The organism is Pseudonocardia sp. T1-2H (assembly GCF_038039215.1).
GTDB lineage: Bacteria > Actinomycetota > Actinomycetes > Mycobacteriales > Pseudonocardiaceae > Pseudonocardia.
The window spans coordinates 6,474,888-6,492,787 of the sequence record NZ_JBBPCL010000001.1 but is presented as its reverse complement, the minus strand read 5'-3'; the positions used below and the strand labels follow the sequence as shown (position 1 = coordinate 6,492,787).

Annotated in this window: 20 protein-coding genes, 2 tRNA genes and 1 pseudogene; 5 read left to right on the top strand and 18 right to left on the bottom strand. The window is 71.6% G+C overall.

All coding sequences use genetic code 11. From position 1 onward, the window contains the following. Positions 1-272 precede the first annotated feature (272 nt). On the bottom strand, positions 273-2,018 hold the full coding sequence (locus WBK50_RS31990) for a LuxR C-terminal-related transcriptional regulator (protein WP_341339119.1): 1,746 nt from the start codon (positions 2,016-2,018) through the stop codon (positions 273-275). Between WBK50_RS31990 and WBK50_RS31985 the strand changes: the two genes are divergently transcribed. Then, the gene (locus WBK50_RS31985) at positions 2,017-2,373 is read left to right on the top strand and encodes a hypothetical protein (protein WP_341339118.1); all 357 of its coding nucleotides are present in this window, start codon (positions 2,017-2,019) and stop codon (positions 2,371-2,373) included. The two genes, WBK50_RS31990 and WBK50_RS31985, sit on opposite strands and share 2 nt — an antisense overlap. A 951-nt stretch (positions 2,374-3,324) precedes the next feature. Here WBK50_RS31985 and WBK50_RS31980 read toward each other — a convergent pair. Beyond that, positions 3,325-3,588 carry a hypothetical protein gene (locus WBK50_RS31980; RefSeq protein WP_341339117.1) on the bottom strand — a complete coding sequence of 88 codons (264 nt, stop codon included), beginning with the start codon at positions 3,586-3,588 and terminating at the stop codon, positions 3,325-3,327. Between the two features lie 190 nt (positions 3,589-3,778). Between WBK50_RS31980 and WBK50_RS31975 the strand changes: the two genes are divergently transcribed. Then, positions 3,779-5,152 (top strand): diacylglycerol/lipid kinase family protein, encoded by a 1,374-nt coding sequence (locus tag WBK50_RS31975; RefSeq protein ID WP_341339116.1) that lies wholly within the window; start codon positions 3,779-3,781, stop codon positions 5,150-5,152. Between the two features lie 70 nt (positions 5,153-5,222). On the opposite strand, the gene WBK50_RS31970 is transcribed toward WBK50_RS31975, so the two are convergent. The 11 genes from WBK50_RS31970 to WBK50_RS31920 form a co-directional block, all read right to left on the bottom strand. Beyond that, positions 5,223-5,435 carry a hypothetical protein gene (locus tag WBK50_RS31970; protein ID WP_341339115.1) on the bottom strand — a complete coding sequence of 71 codons (213 nt, stop codon included), beginning with the start codon at positions 5,433-5,435 and terminating at the stop codon, positions 5,223-5,225. Positions 5,436-5,748: 313 nt separating this feature from the next. After that, positions 5,749-6,294: a hypothetical protein gene (locus tag WBK50_RS31965; RefSeq protein ID WP_341339114.1), complete on the bottom strand. Its 546-nt coding sequence runs from the start codon at positions 6,292-6,294 to the stop codon at positions 5,749-5,751. A 444-nt stretch (positions 6,295-6,738) separates the two neighbouring features. Next, the gene (locus WBK50_RS31960) at positions 6,739-7,056 is read right to left on the bottom strand and encodes an amphi-Trp domain-containing protein (protein WP_341339113.1); all 318 of its coding nucleotides are present in this window, start codon (positions 7,054-7,056) and stop codon (positions 6,739-6,741) included. A gap of 274 nt (positions 7,057-7,330) precedes the next feature. Then, the gene (locus WBK50_RS31955; RefSeq protein ID WP_341339112.1) at positions 7,331-7,615 is read right to left on the bottom strand and encodes a LapA family protein; all 285 of its coding nucleotides are present in this window, start codon (positions 7,613-7,615) and stop codon (positions 7,331-7,333) included. A gap of 270 nt (positions 7,616-7,885) precedes the next feature. Continuing rightward, positions 7,886-8,194, bottom strand: coding sequence for a hypothetical protein (locus WBK50_RS31950; protein WP_341339111.1), 309 nt, complete (start codon positions 8,192-8,194; stop codon positions 7,886-7,888). A gap of 75 nt (positions 8,195-8,269) precedes the next feature. After that, the gene (locus tag WBK50_RS31945; protein WP_341339110.1) at positions 8,270-9,727 is read right to left on the bottom strand and encodes a DUF2252 domain-containing protein; all 1,458 of its coding nucleotides are present in this window, start codon (positions 9,725-9,727) and stop codon (positions 8,270-8,272) included. Between the two features lie 53 nt (positions 9,728-9,780). Continuing rightward, positions 9,781-10,305: an NUDIX hydrolase gene (locus tag WBK50_RS31940; RefSeq protein ID WP_341339109.1), complete on the bottom strand. Its 525-nt coding sequence runs from the start codon at positions 10,303-10,305 to the stop codon at positions 9,781-9,783. Positions 10,306-10,460: 155 nt separating this feature from the next. Beyond that, complete coding sequence (locus WBK50_RS31935) at positions 10,461-10,958, bottom strand: DUF1269 domain-containing protein (protein WP_341339108.1); 498 nt, start codon at positions 10,956-10,958, stop codon at positions 10,461-10,463. 667 nt (positions 10,959-11,625) lie between these two features. Then, positions 11,626-11,925, bottom strand: coding sequence for a DUF3040 domain-containing protein (locus tag WBK50_RS31930; RefSeq protein ID WP_341339107.1), 300 nt, complete (start codon positions 11,923-11,925; stop codon positions 11,626-11,628). A gap of 308 nt (positions 11,926-12,233) precedes the next feature. Beyond that, the gene (locus WBK50_RS31925) at positions 12,234-12,395 is read right to left on the bottom strand and encodes a hypothetical protein (protein ID WP_341339106.1); all 162 of its coding nucleotides are present in this window, start codon (positions 12,393-12,395) and stop codon (positions 12,234-12,236) included. Between the two features lie 195 nt (positions 12,396-12,590). Further along, entirely contained in the window at positions 12,591-12,911 is a 321-nt protein-coding gene (locus WBK50_RS31920; protein WP_341339105.1) for a hypothetical protein, read from the bottom strand. A 392-nt stretch (positions 12,912-13,303) separates the two neighbouring features. Here WBK50_RS31920 and WBK50_RS31915 point away from each other — a divergent pair, with 392 nt between their 5' ends. Both WBK50_RS31915 and WBK50_RS31910 read left to right on the top strand, forming a co-directional pair. Continuing rightward, complete coding sequence (locus WBK50_RS31915; protein WP_341339104.1) at positions 13,304-13,744, top strand: SHOCT domain-containing protein; 441 nt, start codon at positions 13,304-13,306, stop codon at positions 13,742-13,744. Positions 13,745-13,902: 158 nt separating this feature from the next. Next, positions 13,903-14,322, top strand: a complete 420-nt coding sequence (locus WBK50_RS31910; RefSeq protein WP_341339103.1) for a hypothetical protein — start codon at positions 13,903-13,905, stop codon at positions 14,320-14,322. A gap of 195 nt (positions 14,323-14,517) precedes the next feature. Here WBK50_RS31910 and WBK50_RS31905 read toward each other — a convergent pair. Next, positions 14,518-15,054 (bottom strand): annotated as a pseudogene (locus WBK50_RS31905) (glycoside hydrolase family 15 protein); the annotation flags it as partial. 328 nt (positions 15,055-15,382) lie between these two features. Here WBK50_RS31905 and WBK50_RS31900 point away from each other — a divergent pair. Next, positions 15,383-15,946, top strand: coding sequence for a dihydrofolate reductase family protein (locus WBK50_RS31900; RefSeq protein ID WP_341339101.1), 564 nt, complete (start codon positions 15,383-15,385; stop codon positions 15,944-15,946). Between the two features lie 668 nt (positions 15,947-16,614). On the opposite strand, the gene WBK50_RS31895 is transcribed toward WBK50_RS31900, so the two are convergent. From WBK50_RS31895 to WBK50_RS35515, 4 genes are all read right to left on the bottom strand, one after another. Next, a tRNA-Ala gene (locus WBK50_RS31895) sits at positions 16,615-16,690 on the bottom strand. A gap of 41 nt (positions 16,691-16,731) precedes the next feature. Continuing rightward, positions 16,732-16,842 (bottom strand): DLW-39 family protein, encoded by a 111-nt coding sequence (locus WBK50_RS31890; RefSeq protein WP_341339100.1) that lies wholly within the window; start codon positions 16,840-16,842, stop codon positions 16,732-16,734. A gap of 35 nt (positions 16,843-16,877) precedes the next feature. Then, a tRNA-Ile gene (locus WBK50_RS31885) sits at positions 16,878-16,951 on the bottom strand. Between the two features lie 84 nt (positions 16,952-17,035). Then, complete coding sequence (locus WBK50_RS35515) at positions 17,036-17,590, bottom strand: DUF3566 domain-containing protein (protein WP_445942328.1); 555 nt, start codon at positions 17,588-17,590, stop codon at positions 17,036-17,038. Positions 17,591-17,900 lie beyond the last annotated feature (310 nt).

Sequence of the window (17,900 nt, the reverse complement as noted above, 5' to 3'; positions counted from 1 at the left end):
TCGCCGCCGTCACCGGTACCGCCGATCCGCCGGGGCCGTCTCCCGGTCGGCCCCGAACCCGGCCTCGGCGACAGCGCTCTCGGCGCGGTCGACGGCGATGCCCACACCCGGCCGCGGCCGGTCCCGACCGGTCTGCCTGCCTACCGTCCGACGCTGTTCCGACATCGGCCCGTCCTCCGATCCTACGGGTGGTCCCGCGGCGGAATCATCTTCATCGGCGCAGGTCGGCGGGGCATCGCCTGCGGCGGGTGGTCGGCCCGCCGGGAAGGCGGTCAGCGTGCTCCGCTGCTGAGCAGGCCGTGCTCGTGGGCGGCGAGCACGGCGAGGCGGCGGCTGCTCACGCCGAGCTTGGCGTAGATCGACCGCACGTGGCTCTTGACGGTGTTGACCGAGACCGTGAGGTCGACGGCGATGTCCTCGAGCGAGAGCAGGGACGGCAGCAGCCCGAGCACCGTGATCTCCCGCTCGCTCAGCATCGCCCGCTGGGTCGCCCGCCCGGCGCCGGCGGCGAGTGCCCGGTCCACGACCTCGTCCCAGGCCCCGAAGCTGCCGTGCTGATGGACGAGCAGCTCGCGGACACCCGGTTCGGCGAGGGCGAAGGGCCGAATCGCGTCGAGCGGCTCGGCGAGGGCCAGGGCGGTCTGCAGCGCGCGGCGGGCGGCGGGCCGCTCGCTCGCGGAGGCCGCGATCGCCGTCTCCAGCAACCAGGTGTCGACCATCGTGGAAGGGAGCAGCACGGCGGTCGAGCCGTCCAGCACCGGCCGGATCAGGCTGCGCGCGTGGTCCCGCCGGCCCGCCGCGGACTCGAGCCACGCCCGCATCATCAGGAGCTCACCGCTGTCGCCGGTCCGCTCGGCCAGCCAGGCCAACGCGGTCCGCGCCGCGGCGGAGTGCCCGAGGAACAGCGCGGCGCGGAACTCCAGCAACGCCAGCGCGGCACACTGCTCGGCTCCCGCCTCCTCGACGCCGAAGTCCGAGCGGGCCCGGTGCAGCTCGGCCAGCCCGCCGGCCCGGTCTCCGAGGTCGAAGACCGCGGCACCGTGAACGGCCTGCAACGCGAACCACAACGGGGGCGACGCGACCGCGGGGCCCGGGGCCAGGCCTTCGGCGGCGAGGCGCTCGGCGTCGGCGGCCTCGGAGCGCAGGAGCGCGGAGTAGGCCAGCATCGCGGTGGCCGCGGTCGACCACGACGTGCCCTCCCAGCCGTGGGCGGCCGCGGTGGCGAGGGCCTCGCTGCTCACCACCCGCATCCTCGGCAGGTCCCCGGCGGTGGCCGCGACGACCCCGAGCAGCGTGAGGCACTGCATCTGCAGATAGTCGAAACCGTGGCGGCGGCTCAGGGCCAGCGCGGCCTCGAACTCGGCGCGGGCCCCGATCCGGTCGTCGTGCTCGAGCCGGGCATTGCCCCGGCTCAGCCGGGCGAGCGCCTCCAGCTCCGGCTCGGCGGGCAGCTCGTCGGTGTCCGCGAGCGCGGCCGGGGCCGGGGCCGGGGCGCGGCCGGGGCCGGGTGCGCCGGCGCCGAGCTGCTCGGCACCGAACTGCTCGGCCACCGCGCGGAGCACCGCGAGCTCCACGGGCCCGTGGGCCGGCCAGAACTGCCGGGCCCGGCGCAGGTCACTCCGGGCGGCGGGCAGTTCCCCGGCCTCGATGTTGCTCAGCGCGGAGGCGAGGGACAGCCAGGGGTCGGTCGCGGTGGCGTGCGTCCCGACGCTGGACAGGGCCCGGCGCAACGGCTCGTGGTCCCCCACGAGGAGCAGCGGCACGGCGAAGCGGTGCAGCAGGTCGGTCAGCAGATCCGTGCTGCGGCTCCGCGCGGCATGGTCGAGGGCCTGCACGGGCCGGCCCCGGTCCGCCCACCACCGCGCGGCCACGGCGTGCAGGTGCGCCCGCCGCCGCTCGCCCTGGCGCTGCAGGTCGGCGAGCAGGTAGGTGTGCAGGAGCTCCTGGACGCTGTAGGCCTCGCGCCGCCCCCCGGTGGCGGCGACGAGGGCGGTCTGGTGCTCGAGCCGGTCGAGCATGCTGCCGGCCTCGTCCAGTCCCGAGAAGCTCGGCGGCGAGCCCGGTCGGCACCGGGTTGCTGATGCTGATCACGCGCAGGAACTCCTGCACGTCCCCGGGCAGGCCGGAGAGGATCTCGCCGACGAGGTAGTCGGCCACGCAGCGATCCGCCCCGGAGAACTGCGCGAGGAAGGTGTCGCGGTCGCCGGTCTCCCGCATACCGAGCGCGGCGAGCCGCAGCCCGGCGGCCCAGCCGCCGGTGCGCCGGTGCAGCACCCCCAGCTGCGGTTGCGTGAGGTGCAGCCCCGACTTCTCCATCAGGGTCGCCGCCTGGGGCCGGGTGAAGCACAGCTGCGCCGCGCGCAGCTCGCGTAGCCGCCCGCCCAGCCGCAGCCGGGGGAGGGACAGCGGCGGATCGAGGCGGCTGGACAGCACGAGTTGGACGGTGGCGGGCCTGACCCGGATCAGGATCCGGATGCCGTGCAGGGCGTCGGCATCGACCAGCTCGTGCACGTCGTCGAGGACCAGGCGCAGCGGCTGCGGCAGGGCCTGCAGGGCGTCGGCGAACTCGGCCACGAACTCCGGCAGGGCACCCGGTCGCACCGTCCACGGGGCGTGCAGCCGGCTGCCGGGCGGGACCGACGGGCAGCCCGCGACCGCCGCCACGATGGACGCCCACAGCCGGCTCGGGTCGTTGTCATCGCGATCGAGGCCGACCCACGCGGTGTCGACCGCAGCGCTCGTCCTGGCCCAGTCCGCGAGGAGCAGCGTCTTGCCGTAGCCGGCGGGAGCGCAGACCAGCGAGAGGTCCGCAGCCGCACCGGCGTCGAGGTCCGCACACAGCTCCGCACGCGCCACGAACTCGGGCGGGACCTGCGGCACCGTGATCTTGACGGCCGGAACGAGCGGCATGGCGTCAGCTCCAAGTTGCCCGTCCCGGCCCCTCGTGATCATTCGCGCGAAGAATTCGGCTTGATCTCCCGAGGAGGGCCCGGCGCACAATTTGATCTCGTAACGAGTTTTACTCGATGACAATAGTGTTCACAGATGATGGGCGTCTATCGACGACCACCGAATAGGTATTTTACGCATACATCATTCACCGCAATGTCTTCGTCTGAACAGTCCCCTGGCGGCGGCTCGCCAGGCCGCGTAAGGATGGGTCTTACGATCGTTGGCAATATTCACCCAGATGAAAGAGCGGCCAGTGAAATCTAGCTGCGGCAGTGTGGTAACCGGGCGCCGCCAGAGCAGATCGCGGAGCCCGGATTGATCACTGCGCCGCAGGCCCGTCGGGACTCGACTTTCGTGCCCGATCGGGATCCGTCATCCGGCGAACCACACATCCACGAGATCCTCCGCCGCGAGTCGCTGCTCCTGGGCGACCCGCTCGAGCGCCGTGGCCAGCGCGAGCGATAGCGCCACCGCGAAGTCGCGGAGCCGGCCCGCGCCCTCCTCCCGGACGACGCGGTCCACGAGGTCGTTCAGTGCGGCGAACCCGCGCTCGTAGTTGTGGTCGTCGGACAGGACGGCCCGCATGGCCTCCAGGACCAGCGGACGGGTCTGCCGCTCGGCGAACAGGTCACTCACGTTCGTTCTCCTCGCGGGCCCGCGGAAAGTCGTTGCCCCGCCGACCTCTGGCCGAGTGACTCTAGCCCGTGATCCCCGAGCGCTGGGCGCCTCCCACTGGTGGGCGGAGTCACCCGGGCGGGGTGACGCCGCCGGCCCGGCCACGGGCCACGGTGGTCGTTCCGTGGTCGTCCTGAGGAGGCCGAGTGTCATGAACGCACCGGACGGGTCCCCTGGCGCGGGACTCGCGCCCCCACCGCCCTCGACCGCTCGACGCCTGGCCGCCGGAGGCGCGCTGCTCACCCTCCTGGCGGCGGCCGCGGTCGCGGTGTCGACCTTCCTGCGGGATCCGCTGGTACTGATCCTGGTGGTGCTGCTCATCGTCATCACCGTGGTCGCCGCGTGGACGGCGTTGGTGAACCACGGCGGCCGCCGGCTGGCCGCGAGCGTGGCGGCGGTCGTCGCGCTGGCGACAGCGGTGGCGCTGCTGTTCGCCGGCTCGATGCTGCGGATCGTCGCCGTCGTCGCGCTCGTCCTGGTGGCCACGGCGGCGGCCCGGGTGGCGATCGGCCACGACCTCGCGCACGGCTCGGCCGGGGCCCGGTCCGTGGGGCGCGCCCGGCAGGGCGTCCTGATCATGAACCCGTGGTCCGGCGGCGGGAAGGTCGAGCGGTTCGGCCTGGAGCAGGAGGCGCGGCAACGCGGCGTGGAGCCGGTGGTGCTGCGGCGCGGGGACGACCTGCAGGCGCTCGCCGAGCAGGCCGTCGCGAAGGGCGCGGACGTGATCGGGATGGCCGGGGGCGACGGCTCGCAGGCTCTCGTCGCGGACATCGCCCGCCGGCACGACGTCGCGTTCGTCTGCGTTCCGGCCGGTACCCGCAACCACTTCGCCCTCGACCTCGGGCTGGACCGCGCCGACGTCACGGCCGCTCTGGACGCCTACGACAGCGCGGTCGAGCGCCGCATCGACCTGGCCCTGCTCGGGGACCGGGTGTTCGTCAACAACGCCTCGCTCGGCGCGTACGCCACCGTCGTCCAGTCCGACGCGTACCGCGACGCGAAGCTCGCGACCGCCGCCCAGCTACTCCCCCAGCTGCTGGGCCCGGAAGCCGAGCGCCTCGACCTGCGCTTCACCCGTGCCGACGGCGAAGCCGGGGGCCACGCCGACGTCCTGCTCGTCTCCAACGGCGTCTACCGTCTGGACAGCCTCAACGGGTTCGGCACCCGGGAGCGCATGGACACCGGCGTCCTCGGCGTCGTCACGGTGACGGTGGACCGCGCGCGGGACATGCCGAGCCTGCTCTCCGCGGAGGCCAGCGGGCACATCGAGCGCTTCCACGGCTACCGGGCGTGGACGACCCCGGAGTTCGAGGTCGACTCGGCGGACCCGCTGGTGGACGTCGGAGTCGACGGCGAGGCGCTGCAGCTGGCCCCGCCGCTGCGGTTCCGCTCGCTACCGGGCGCGCTGCGCGTCCGGACCCCGGTGAACGCGCCCGGCGTCGCTCCCGCCGCTGTGGCACCCGCCGGGTTCCAGGACGCCGTCACCGCCCTGCTCCGCGTCCTCGGCGGACAGCCGGCGCGGTGACCACCCGCCGCGCCGGGCGCCGCGGTCGATCGAAGGCGTCGCCGTGAACCGCCTCGGCGACGGGTCGGCCCTACTCCGCCCGCGGGACGGGGTGGACGGACACTAGCGTGATGCCCAGCGTCTGGAACTGGGCGATGATGCCGCGCAGGTGCGCCTCGTCGAGCACCTCCCCCTCGATGACTGTCTGCACCGGCGCCTCGCTGATCTGCATGTCGGCGAAGGCGTCCCGGGCCTCCTCCGACAACCTGCCGTCGACCCGGAACTCATACCGCCTCGTGCCCATCAAGCCTCATCTCGTCTCGGAGGCTGCGGTGCCGGTGCCTTCGGGGGCCCTTCCGCCGAAATTCCCTGCTCCCGTCCGCCGGAAGAGCCATCGCCGGGCTGGGTGAGTGGCCGCACACAGCACGAGGCCTCCGCCACGCGAGTGAGGGAGGCCTCGTGGTGCGTCGGCTCACGGCCTGACGCGGTCAGGTGATCAGTCGCGGCGGCGGCTGACGCGCCGCGCGGTCCGTCGAGCGGTGCGCCGCGCGACCCTGCGGGATCCGAACATGATCCACCTCCTCTCCGCTGCTCCGGTGTCGTCGGGGCACGACCCCTCAGCCGGCGCCGACCGTGGCGGTCTCCATGGCGTGCAGCTCGCGCGCTTCCTCCGCGCTCAGCATGCCGATCCCGATCAGGTCCAGCGGGCTGATGAAACCGTCGGCGATGCGGAACCCGCCGGCGGCGGCGACGGCGTCGCGGAGCGGCACCGCCCAGTGGTGTTCGAGCAGCACGAGCGCCGCGGCCGATCCGTCCGGGATCTCCTCGATCACGTCCCACGCGTCCTCGTCGGAGAACGCGTGAATGCCGTCCGCGGCGGCCCGCGCACCGGCTTCCGCACCCGCCTCGAGCCCTTCCTCGCCCTCGATCCCCAACCCGACCAGAGCCCCCACCACGCTGCCGAGCTCGGTCGCCTCGTCGTCGGACAGGTTGCTCAGGTGCGCCACCTCGACCTCGCCGTCGGTGGTCTTGTGCACCGCGAGGGCGTCGATCACCCGGACCGCGTCACTCTCCCGCAGGCGCTCCAGCTCCGCGGCGATCTGACCGTGGAAATCGGGCTCGGGAAATCCTAGAACGATCAGCTGGACGGGTCCGATGGCCATGACTCTCCCTCTCGTGGTTCCGAGCGCCGCTCACGAATCCTTGGGGACGACGCGGCGGCCAGTGTCATCCGCGGCCGGCGCCGTCACCTCATCCGGAGAGGGTGACCGCCCTGTCGTCGCGGTCAGCCCGGTAGCCGCTGCAGGGAGAGCACCTCCAGGCCCATGTCGCTGCACAGCGCCAGCAGCTCGTGCAGGTCGGATTGAGCGGGAAGCACGCCGAACAGGAGCGTCTGCGATGGCACCGCCTTCACCTCCATCGAGCAGAACGCGCCTCGCGCACGCTCGGACAACCGTCCGCGCACACACACCTCGTACCGCGCCATCGCCGCTCGCCTCCCTACAACCCGGCCCGTCGACACCAGGACTCCAGGCTCCGCCCCGCGACTCGGTTCGTCCTCGCCCGCACCGGATGACCCGGAGTGCCCCGCCCGGACCGGATCGAGGTCAGTTCCCGGCGTCACGCTTTGCAGACCGGGTGCGACCAGCCTGCCGCGGAGCGGACTGCGGTGGGGGCACCGAGGCTGGTTGCGACACCGGAGCGGTCGACCAGGTGAGCTCCACCTCGAGCTCGACATCGTCACCGTCGACCTCCACCTCGACCTCGCACTGCACGTGGTCGGGAACGTGGAGTTTCACGGTGCTGGCCCCCAGCCTGACCTCGACGTGACCGCCTTCGGAGAGCGCGGCGGCGAGTGCGGACAACCGTTCCGCTGCCTCTTCGCGGGAGAGTGACTCGGTTCGCTTGATCTCGACGTCCGACATGAGCGGCTCCGTTCCTCGGGTTCCGACGTTCTGGGTGTCCGCGTCCATCGGCCATCGTGGCCGCCTCCCCGCCCGGCCGACTCGCCCGCGGCGAGTGAAAGGAGACGACCGACGGTCGTCGAGGGCTACGGCGCGGTCCCGTTCATCCGATTCGGATGAGGACCGGCGACCCGTCGGGATCGACCATCGGACCTGTCGTCGACGTCGGCGCGCCGGCACATGCGCGACCGGGCCGCGCCCGCCACGGAATGAGCGGACGCGACCCCGGTCCGCGTCAGTCCCGGCGGTCCGCCCGGCGCGCCGTACGGCGCCAGTGACGGCGAACGACACCGACCCCGAACCAGACCATCGCCCCGATCAACGCCGTCACCAGCGTGAACAACCACAACGGCCACGTGAAACTCCAGAACAGGAAATCCAACGTGATCCGCTCGGTGTTCTGAAACATGAACACCACAAGCAACCCCACCCCGATCAGCGCCGCGATCGCTCCACCACCGAGCCGCAGCCCCCGCCCCTCCGGAGCACTGGTGGTACCACCGGAACCCTGCCCGACCATGAGCACTTCCTCTCCCTGGAACCTCCCCCGGGGCCGACCACCCCCACGACCCGTCCCGCGCTCAGAGCGTCCGCTCCCGCCGAGGGGTACAGCCCTTCTCCTCCGCCCGCTGCCACGCCCCCACACCCGCCCCGACAGCCGCCCCGACCTGCTCCCACCTCAACCCCGCAAGCTCCCGCGGCGCCAAATCCACCCGGCGATACCAACGCCACCCCGCCCCGACCAAAGCAGCGCTACCCACCGAAAACCCGACCAAGCCCAAAAGACCACTCATCCCGACCGACACAGCCCCGGCGAGCACCACACCCCGATCGAGATCCTGTGAAAGACCAATCCGTACGACGGCTGTCCATCCCCAACCCCCGTCGACCAACGACGACGCACCCAGCGCCGGTGAACAAAAGCCTGCCCGGCCCAGAACACACCAGCATCACCCGCCCGGGATGACACGGATCCGGCCTTGCCAGGATCCGGCAGGGCTTCGCCGTCGGCGCGTTCCTTCCACTTCGACGCGAGTGCCACGCGTTCGGCCGCGCCCGCGCGTTCGAGCGGCTCCGTCAGATCGTCGACGGCCGACATGACAACTCCCGCTGCGGGAGACGCCGCGTCCGGCTCGTGTGCTTCCCGCGTCCGTGATCAGACGACGCGACCGGACTACAGGTCCGCCCGGGCGGTGACCCGCCCGCCCGCGATCGCGTCGACCAGTGCCGCGTGGTCGCGCTCGGTCTGGTCGGCATAGGCCACGGCGAACTCGCGGACGGCGACGTCGAACGCGGTTCCCGAACCCAGGTAGGCCGCGATCGCGAGCCGGTCCCCGGTCCGGGCGTGCGCCCGGGCGAGGGTCCATCCGCACAGCTCGCCGTAGGCACGCATGGCCTTCGGCACCATCCTGGCGAGGTCCGCGGAGCCCTTCCAGTCCCGCAGCTGGCGCACGTAGAAGTCCCGGGTGCGTCCGTCGAACCCATGAACGCGGACCCAGCCCAGGAAGATGTCGCTGACCGCCTGCATCATCCGCTGCCCGACCACCACCCGCTGCCCTGCGTTCGGGTACTCGCTCGGGCCGAGGAAGCGCTCGAGCACCGAGGGCCCGGCCTCCTTGGCCTGCAGGAACAGCGGATCCGTGACGTCCTCGCCCAGCATCAGGAGCATCCAGGAGCGAGTGCCGACGCTCCCGACCCCGACCACCTTGCGGGCCACGTCGACCAGCCGGTAGCGGTCCAGCAGCACGCGCCGCTCCGGTTCCAGGCTCGTCCGGTAGGCGGCGAGGACCTCGCGCAGCCCGTCCATCACCGCGGCAGGGTCCGACCGGGACTCCGTCAGCTCGGAGACCGGCACGATCAGCGGCGGTTCCGCGACGATCCGTGCCCCGTCGTCGGTCACCCCGGCGAAGCGGGCGAGCGTGCCGAGGTTGTCCTTGGTCTTCGCCTTGTCGATCGACTTCGCGAAGCGTTCGGCGCGGGACCCGCGGATCACGTGCTTGAAGCGGGAGCGGACGGAGTCGATGTCGGCGGCGGCGTACCAGACGTCCAGGGAGGTGTCGGCCGCGAAGTCGCGCATCGCCGTGCGGTAGCCGGCGACCGCGGCGAGCACGATCTCCCGGCGGGCCCGGCCGGGGTAGCCGTTGTCCCGCGCCGCGATCTCCAGGCTCGCCGCGAGCCGCTTGACGTCCCATTCCCACGGGCCCGGCAGCGTCTCGTCGAAGTCGTTGGCGTCGAACATCAGCCGCCGCTCCGGCGAGGCGAACATCCCGAAGTTCGCACAGTGGGCATCCCCGCAGGCCTGCACCAGGAGACCGGTCCGTGGGGTGTCGACGAGGTCGCTCGCCATCGGCAGGGCGGCGCCCCGGTAGAAGGTGAACGGGGAGACCGCCATCCGGCCGTAGCGGATCGGCAGCAGCTCCGGCAGCCGGGCGGTGTCCTGGCTCGCCAGCAGCTCGAGCGGGTCGGCGCGGCCGGCGCCGGGGGTGAACTCGGCGTGCGCGGCCCTCGGCACCTCGGCCCGCAGCGCCCGGCCCCGGGCCACCCGTTCGGCACGGGTGAGGTAAGGGGCCTCGGCGGGCGATCGGGCCGCTCGCCTCGCCGGCGGACGTCGGGCGGTGGTGGTCCGGGTCATCACCCCTCCTGCTCGGGGTTGTGTCTCGCGGGTGTGTCTCGGGGGTGTACGCGCTAGTCCAGGTGGGGTTCGGACGCGCCGGAGAGCGCGTACCGGATCCAGCGGGCCGTCCCCGGCTCTATGGGCAGGGCATCGATGGCCGACGGGTCGAACCAGGCGGCGGCACTCGTCTCCCGTCCGTCCGGCCACGGCCGGCCCCCGGCCGCCCGGGCGTGCAGGCACACCACGAACTGTTGTCTCGTCGCGCCGCCCCCCGGTGCCACCACGACGTGCCCGGGGTCGGTGAACAGGCCCACGAGTCCGGTGATGTGCACCTGCACGCCCGCCTCCTCGGCGGTCTCGCGGACACCGGCGTCGCACGCGCTCTCGCCGACGTCGACCCGGCCACCGGGGAGCTCCCACGTCCCGCTGTCGCAGCGGCGGACCAGCAGCAGCGCGCCCTGCTCGTCCCGCGCGGCGACGAACACCGACGGAGTGACCATCGTGGCGGCCGGGGCCGCGGCGTCGTGGAAGTGCACCTGGCGAACCGTGTGCAGCACGAGATGCCCGTGATGGCTCCCGACCTCGATCCCGCTCATCCTCACTCCCCTCCGGCGGGGCCGGTGCGCCCCGGGAGCACGGTGGGCTTCCCGCAGCGGGCCCGGCATCCCCCGCGCCGGGTGAAGGCGCCCTGATCACCCGGCGCCCGGTGAACACGGGCGGGGCCGGCCGGACCCACCCCTCACCACCCCCGTCAGACGTGCTCGACCTCGGAGAACGCCTCACGCAGCCTCGCCTCCTGCTCACCCGACAGATTCGTCGAGATCAACGACGCCCCGGTCGTCCCGAAACGCTCCAAGACCTTGTCCGGCACCACATTCGACGACATCACAAACAACGCCGACGTCCCCGGCGTCACCTTCTCCCGCACCTCCTTGATAAACCCGTCATCGATCCCCACATCGGCCATCGACCCGGAAAGCGCCCCCATCGCGGCCCCCACCGCCAGCCCGAGCAACGGCACGAAAAAGATCAACCCGAACAACAGACCCCAGAAACTCCCCCCCAACGCACCCGCACCACTCATATCGTGAAGCTGCTGGGTCTTCGGCTTCTTCCGATCCGCAGGCCAGAAAACGTAAGCCGCATCGTCGATCCGGATCAACTCCTCCTTCTGCAGCTGCTTCAACAACTGCAGAGCACTCTCAGCCCCACCCGCCGAATCGAACTTCCACACCGTCAAAGTCCCCATACCCAGCCTCCTCATCCACACCCGCACGACATCCACACCCGCACGACATCCACATCCGCACGGCGTCCACATCTGCCCGGTCGCGACCCGGGCCCGGTGCAGCCCCCCACAGGGAACGCCGCGTCCGCCCGGCCGGTCGCCCGCATTCTGCGGACCCGGCCACCGGGCGACATCACCCCTCACGGGCGAGCACCCACCACCCCGCCCCCCAGACCGACGACGCCCCCAGACCGACGAAGCTCCCGGGCCGACCACGCCGGACACGGCCGATCCGCCCACGACACCCAGGAACACCACCGTGATCACCCGCCGTTCGCGAACAGCGCGGCCACGCCGTCGGCCGGATCACGGCGGACAAGGCCAGCAGCATCGCCTCGGTACTCACGCCGCGCAGGGACACGACCTGCGGGTCAGCCGCGCGGCGCCGGGGGCGGTGCCACCCCGCCCCCGGACCGCCGACCTGCTGCCCGGGGACGCTGTGAGCCACCGGCTCCGGGGCGGGCGGCGCGGCGGTGTGCGTGCGGCGCCGGGCCTGCTTGCGCTCCGCCTTCGCCGCCTCCGCCGGCGGACGGCGGGGACGCTCGGATCATCGGCAGCCGACGTCGTCACCGGGGCGACGCTAGAACCGCACCGCGCACCCGGCCTCACCCGCGACGGGCGAACGGGCTCACCCGGGCGGCGGCTGGAAGTGCGCGACCACCCAGGCCAGCGGCGGTAGGACCAGCAGGATCATCGCACCGACCGCCATCAGCACGGGGACGGCCAGGATCAGCCCGGCCACGAACAGGACCACCGCGAGGCCCACCGTCCTCCGGGCGATCCGCGTCCACTGCTCCCGGCGGCCGGACCCGCGGTCGGCGCGCAGCAGCAGGGCGAGATCGGGATCGTCGTCGGTCAGGGCCACCTCGATCGCGCGCAGGGTGCGCCGCTCCCGCCGGCTCATCGGCGCGGGCTCCGGTGCGGGCAACCTGTCGTCCCTCACGGCGCACCCAGTCTCCCGGCGCACCCGGCGTCGCGCCGGGCCGCGGCCTGCGACCACGTTGCCCGCGCGCGCCCGGCCAGGGAGAGGTCGCTCATCCCACATCTCCTCGCATCGCCTGATCCGCTGCCCACCACCCGGGAGGTCTTTCCGGCGAGCGTCGCAGCACCGGTGCCGGAAAGGCATCACCCCGCGGGGATGACCGGCGGCGGCGCCAGCCGGGCAGCCACGACCTGCGCGACCACGACGGCGACGATCACCAGCGGCATCACGGCCAGGCCGTCGGAGAACAGCAGCTACTCCTCCGTGTGGTCGTCGCCGAAGAAGCGGTCGTAGCGCTCCAGCGCGCTGATCACCATGTAGTTCAGTGGGAACCACAGCGGGCCGCGCCAGTTCGAGTTGCCACCGAACATCGCAGTGGTCGATTCGGCGGGTTCATAGTCGATCCCCGCCCGCACGCCGTCAACGATGTATCAGACGTGGATGTGCCGGCTGTTGACCGTACCGGTGCACCGTGCGGGTCGTCACCACCTGCAAAAGGTGACCACAGTCGGAGAAATACTCGATTGTGGGCAAGAATGCGACCGACCTCAGGGCCGTCGCCACCAACTGCCCGAGCCAGCTCCGTTGACGTTGAGCGGCGAATGTAGCTCTCAGACGATGGCTGCTTCGACGGTTCGCGGCTGCGGGTGCTCGACCCGAGAGGCCTTGAGCTTGTCCGTCATCCAGCTGGCGAGTCGGAAGCTCGTCCTCGTCGATCCGCACGACGCGGCTCGTCCATCGGGTGCGGAGCCCTGTTCGTCCAGAGGTAGACCGGCGAGCGTGCGTCGAAGCGCCGAGCTGCTGCTTCGATGCATGTGGTTCTGTCCGAGCCGGATGGCGGTGCAGCACCACGCGTCGGGCCCGGCGAGTTCCACTCGCGCGACCAGCGCGGAGGCGAAGTCGATCCGGACCAGGACGGCGACCTCGATCACGTCCTCAACGGCTTGGCTGTCGTGCGGGCGCATCACCCGGGGACAGCGCCGCGGCGGTCTGTGTTGTGGGGCGAGGGCGCGGGGACGTAGCCGGATCACCTCCGGCCTGGCCAGGCGGGTGACCTGCGGGTAGCGGTCGCGACCGTCGCGCGAGGAGCGTCAGCCGAATCGGTGCGCGTGCCGGGCGGCGCCGGCGGTGGTGATGCGGCGGACGCGATCGGCTTCCCGGCCCCGACGCGGGGAGCCCGAGGACTGATGGCACCCCAGTGGTCCTCGTCGGCCAGGGACGACCGCCCTACCTCGCCCCCTGCGGGTGATGCCGACTAGCGGCGTCCGAGCGACGGTTGCGTGCTCAGCGGGTGCCTCCGCTGTACCGGTCACGCCGTGCGTGGATGAAGGAGTTCGACATGCACTTGTGGGACGTGGTGGTGCCCATCTTCTGGTTCATGATCCTCTTCGCCTGGGCCTGGTTGCTGATCGCCATCCTGGGCGACCTCTTCCGGCGCGAGCTGTCGGGATGGGGCAAAGCGCTCTGGACACTGTTCCTGATCGTCGCGCCGTGGCTCGGTACCCTCGTCTCCCTGATCGCGCGCGGGCGATCGATGAACGAGCGCGTCCGGGCAGACGCACGACGGAACAAGCGCGACTTCCACGTCCGGGAGACAGCTGGAGCCGCCACACCGAGCACCGCGGACGAACTCGCCGACCTCCGGGACCGCAGCACCATTTCCGACGAGGAGTTCCGCCACGCGAAGGCGAAAGTGCTAGGGATGGAGCCCGGGTCGGCCGCTCTGGCGCCCGTAGACGACCGCGCAGTCCCTTCACCCACGTGACCGCGACACCGCAACCAACCGGCAACGGTGCCGACCGGAGCGCCGGAGCAGGGAGACCGCGCCGGAGCAGGGAGACCGGAGCCCGACAGGCCATTGGCCGCCTCGGCTCTCGCTGGAGGGACGAGCGGGAGCTCGCTCACGCAATCTACGGCACCGTGGTGGGTTCGGCGGTGATGGTGGCCGCAAGCCTCCACGGCGCGCTCGGCCAGGTCGTCATCTCGGTCGTCGTCACGCTGCTCGTCTACTGGGTGACCGAGCGCTACGCCGAGCTACTCGCCGCCGGAGCCCGCGGCTCGGTTCCCGACCGGCAAGCCGTGATAGTCGCACTGCACCACGGCTGGCCGATGCTGCAGGCCTCCTATTTGCCAGTAGTCGCGCTACTGGTCGCATCGGCGCTCGGTGCAGAGTTGCCGACCGCGGTGCTCGCGGCGCTGTGCCTGTCAACCGTGCTGCTCGCCAACCTCGGCTACGGAGCCGCACGCCGCTCGGACGCCAGTCTGCTCAGCGCTCTCGGGTGGGCGGCCGCGAGCGCCATGCTCGGCGTTGCAGTCATTCTGCTGAAGCTGGCACTGCACTGACCGACAAACACAAGCGGTCGAGTCGACGCCGACCCACCGCTGCCGCAAGAGTGACCTCCGGTGCCGCCGCTCGCAGGCGGCGCCAGAACCCGCGTGCCTGAGCACCAGCGTGTTGACGAAGTAGACGGGGCGACGGCGGGACTCTCGACAGCTCAGTCACGAGCGTGGCCATCGCGGGTGAACCGGCCGATCACTTCACCGCCGGCCCGCCGTATTCAACGCCTCGTCCAGGGTGATGGCGGCGTCGATCAGCGCGAGGTGGGTGAACGCCTGCGGGAAGTTGCCGATCTGTTCTCCCGTCAGGGCGCTCTCCTCGGAATAGAGCCCGACGTGGTTGGCATAGGTGAGCATCTTCTCGAACGCGAGCCGGGCGTCGTCGAGGTGGCCGGCGCGGGCGAGCGCGTCGACGTACATGAACGTGCAGAGCGAGAACGTCCCCTCGTCGCCGAGCAGGCCATCCGGCGAGGCTCCCGGGTCGTAGCGGTAGACCAGACTGTCGGTCACCAGTTCCTCGTCCATCGCCCGCAGGGTGGAGAGCCACAGCGGATCCTGCGGGGCGATGAAGCCGACACTGGACATCCGCAGCAGCGAGGAGTCCAGCACCTGACTGCCGTAGTGCTGGACGAACGCCTGCCGCTGCTGGTCCCAGCCCTTGTCCATGATCTGGTCGTAGATCGCGTCCCGGGCCTGCGCCCAGCGGTGAGTCCCCGCAGGCGACCGGCGGGTACGGGCACGGATGGGGCACGCCGCGGGCACGGGCCATCCCCTCGCTCATGCCGTTGCTCGAACTCGTCGTGCGAGTGGGTGTTAACGGCTCAGCGTGGACCGTCACGGTTAGAGGGAGTGGATTTACAGACCACTGTCAACCGGGCCTTGACCTGCGGCGGAGCCGCGGACCGCTCTCCTGCGTCTGTGCATGGTCCGCGCTCGCCTCGTCACTCGCTTCCGAGATCTGTCGGGACCCGTACGCGTGCGGTCTCTCCCGTGCTGACCTGCCGAGGAGCGTGTCCCTCGTCGTCGCTGGGACAGATCTTTCCGCCGACGCCGATGAGTTCGTGACTTGCGCCGGGTCGTCACCGGCATGAGCGATACGGATGCCGGCCTGGGCAAGGTCGTCGTGAACAGGGCGATGTCGCTGGACGGCTTCATCGCCGGCCCCGACAACGCGATGGACTGGATCATCGAGTGCATGAAAGGGGACCCGTTTCCTGAGGTCATGCAGGCCACCGGCGCCATGCTGGCCGGCCGGGGTACCCACGAGGTCGCCAAGCGGATGCCCGACGAGGACACCAACTACGACGGGGGGCCTGTGTTCGTCCTGACGCACCAGCCGCCGGACGAACCGGAGCAGGGGGTCACATTCCTCACCTGCGATCTCGGGGAGGCCGTCGCGACGGCGCGCGCCGCCGCGCGTGGGAAGAACCTGGAAATCCTCGGAGCCGACATGGCCAGTCAGTGCCTACAGCGAGGTCTCGTCGACGAGGTTCTGGTGTATGTCCTGCCAGTGCTGCTCGGCGACGGCGTGCGTTTCTCGACCTCCGGGCTCGGCAGAATCGACCTTGAACCGTTCAGCAACAGGCAGTCGGGTCCCGTTACGATGCTCCGCTTCCGCGTGCGGAAGTAGGTATGTGCGCAGCGTTCGCCTACAGGCAGCGCCTCTGGCGCGCCGCGAGGAGGTCGCCACCGCACTGGACGTTCCCTGATCTCGCGTGGCGGCGTCGACGGTGGACGGCCTGATCGACCGCGGCCGAGTGCCGGCCGTCGTACGCTCCGGGCGGGCTGCCTGATGGCGCGCCGCGACTTCGGACGCGTCCGGCAACTTCCCTCCGGCAGATGGCAGGTCCGCTACCCCGGTCCCGACGGAGTCCTCCGACCGGCGCCGCGCACCTTCGACCGGAAGCGTGAGGCGACAGACTGGCTCGCCGAGATCCGCACCGAGATGGCGCGCGGAGACTGGATCGACCCGGACCGTGGCCGCGTGTCCTTCGCCGAGTTCGGCGGGCGCTGGTTGGTGGAGCGTGAGCTGAGCGAGACGACCCGGCAGCGCTACGGCTACGCGTTCCGTCTCCACCTGGTGCCGACGTTCGGAGACAAGGCGGTCGCCGAGATCCGCGCGTTCGTACATGGCGGGCCGACAGGCTCAACGAACAGATCACGAACCACCGATCGGGGCGACTCGCTGAGGGGCACGATGGGCGCGATCCCGACGAGAAGGGGCACGCGGGGGGCACGAACACCTCGACGGCCTCGTGACGAGCAAGCCCGGTGCCAGCGTTCGTGCTGGTCAGGCTGTGGTGGAGACGAGGGGAATCGAACCCCTAACCCCTGCCTTGCAAAGGCAGTGCTCTGCCAATTGAGCTACGTCCCCGTGCAGGTCACGGTACCCCGTGGCCCCGCGGGAGCGGGCGGTCAGCGCGTGGTGGCCTCGTGCCACAGGTCCTCGTCCGACTTCGAACGAAGCTTGGCGAGGACCAGGAACGCGGCTCCGGCGACGGCGAGGAGAGCGAGGATCTTCTTCATCGTCGTCCACCTTCGATGACCGGTGCCGATGGGAGTGGGCCTAGCTGGATTTGAACCAGCGACCTCGTCGTTATCAGCGACGCGCTCTAACCAACTGAGCTATAGGCCCCTGCGGCATGGAGAACTCTACAGGAGCCCTCCAGTGGGTTCTGCACCCCCTCCCCTGCGGCGGTGCAGAACCCGAAACCGCTGGTCAGTCCCGCTCGGAGAGCGTGACCTCGACCCCGCCGACCAGGTCGGCGGAGACGTTGTAGACGAACGCGCCCACCGTCATCGCGACGGCGAACAGCAGGCTGTTGATCGCCCCGACGACGGCCGCGAGACCGAACACCCGGCCCGCGCTGATGAGCGAGCTGCCGGTCCGGGTCTCGCCGGACACGAGGTCCGCGTAGGTGCCGTTGAGCCGGTCCCAGACGCCGATGCCGTCGAGCACGCCGTAGAGCACGCCGACCGCCACGAGCCAGATGAAGAACAGCACGACGGCCAGCACGAGGGCCAGCTTCAGCACCGACCACGGGTCGAACCGTTTGACCTGCAGCAGCGCCTGGCGGGGGGCGCGGCTGCGGACCGGCGGCGCCTCGGGGCGTCCGTCGGTGCCCTCGGGCTGGCCCTGACCGCCGAGGAGCGGCGCCGCGGCCGCTGCCGGCGGCATGCCGGCCGCGTTGCGGTCGAGGTAGGCGGTCGGTGCCTCGCTCAGCAGGCTGTCCGCCACCGACGGGGCCGGCGCGGCCGGGGCCGGACGGCGCACCTGCTGGGTGGCGCTCTCGTCCCCCGGGACGCGACGCCACGGGGGCGGCGAGCCGTCCGAGGGGGGACCGGCGTCCGCAACCGTCCCCGGCTCGGCCGGACGCTGCGTAGGCAGCTCACCGGACGCGGGAGCCGCGTGGGACGACGCCTCCGGTACGGCACCGGCATCCGGGCGCCCGGCGCTCCGGCTGGTCGGCGACGGCGGCTGCGGACCGGACGAGCCGGCGGACGGCGCCGGAGCAGCCGTCCCACCGGACACCGGACCCGCCGCCGAGCCGTTGCCGGACCCGCCGTTCGCCACCGGAACGCCT

Bases quoted from the DNA above. Each gene is read 5' to 3' on its own strand.
- WBK50_RS31955 (WP_341339112.1), bottom strand. From the start codon at position 7,615: ATGGTCGGGCAGGGTTCCGGTGGTACCACCAGTGCTCCGGAGGGGCGG.
- WBK50_RS31940 (WP_341339109.1), bottom strand. From the start codon at position 10,305: ATGAGCGGGATCGAGGTCGGGAGCCATCACGGGCATCTCGTGCTGCAC.
- WBK50_RS31950 (WP_341339111.1), bottom strand. From the start codon at position 8,194: ATGTCGGCCGTCGACGATCTGACGGAGCCGCTCGAACGCGCGGGCGCG.
- WBK50_RS31990 (WP_341339119.1), bottom strand. From the start codon at position 2,018: ATGCTCGACCGGCTCGAGCACCAGACCGCCCTCGTCGCCGCCACCGGG.
- WBK50_RS31935 (WP_341339108.1), bottom strand. From the start codon at position 10,958: ATGGGGACTTTGACGGTGTGGAAGTTCGATTCGGCGGGTGGGGCTGAG.
- WBK50_RS31970 (WP_341339115.1), bottom strand. From the start codon at position 5,435: ATGGGCACGAGGCGGTATGAGTTCCGGGTCGACGGCAGGTTGTCGGAG.
- WBK50_RS31890 (WP_341339100.1), bottom strand. From the start codon at position 16,842: ATGAAGAAGATCCTCGCTCTCCTCGCCGTCGCCGGAGCCGCGTTCCTG.
- WBK50_RS31945 (WP_341339110.1), bottom strand. From the start codon at position 9,727: ATGACCCGGACCACCACCGCCCGACGTCCGCCGGCGAGGCGAGCGGCC.
- WBK50_RS31975 (WP_341339116.1), top strand. From the start codon at position 3,779: ATGAACGCACCGGACGGGTCCCCTGGCGCGGGACTCGCGCCCCCACCG.
- WBK50_RS31965 (WP_341339114.1), bottom strand. From the start codon at position 6,294: ATGGCCATCGGACCCGTCCAGCTGATCGTTCTAGGATTTCCCGAGCCC.
- WBK50_RS31985 (WP_341339118.1), top strand. From the start codon at position 2,017: ATGCTGCCGGCCTCGTCCAGTCCCGAGAAGCTCGGCGGCGAGCCCGGT.
- WBK50_RS31960 (WP_341339113.1), bottom strand. From the start codon at position 7,056: ATGTCGGACGTCGAGATCAAGCGAACCGAGTCACTCTCCCGCGAAGAG.
- WBK50_RS31915 (WP_341339104.1), top strand. From the start codon at position 13,304: ATGAAGGAGTTCGACATGCACTTGTGGGACGTGGTGGTGCCCATCTTC.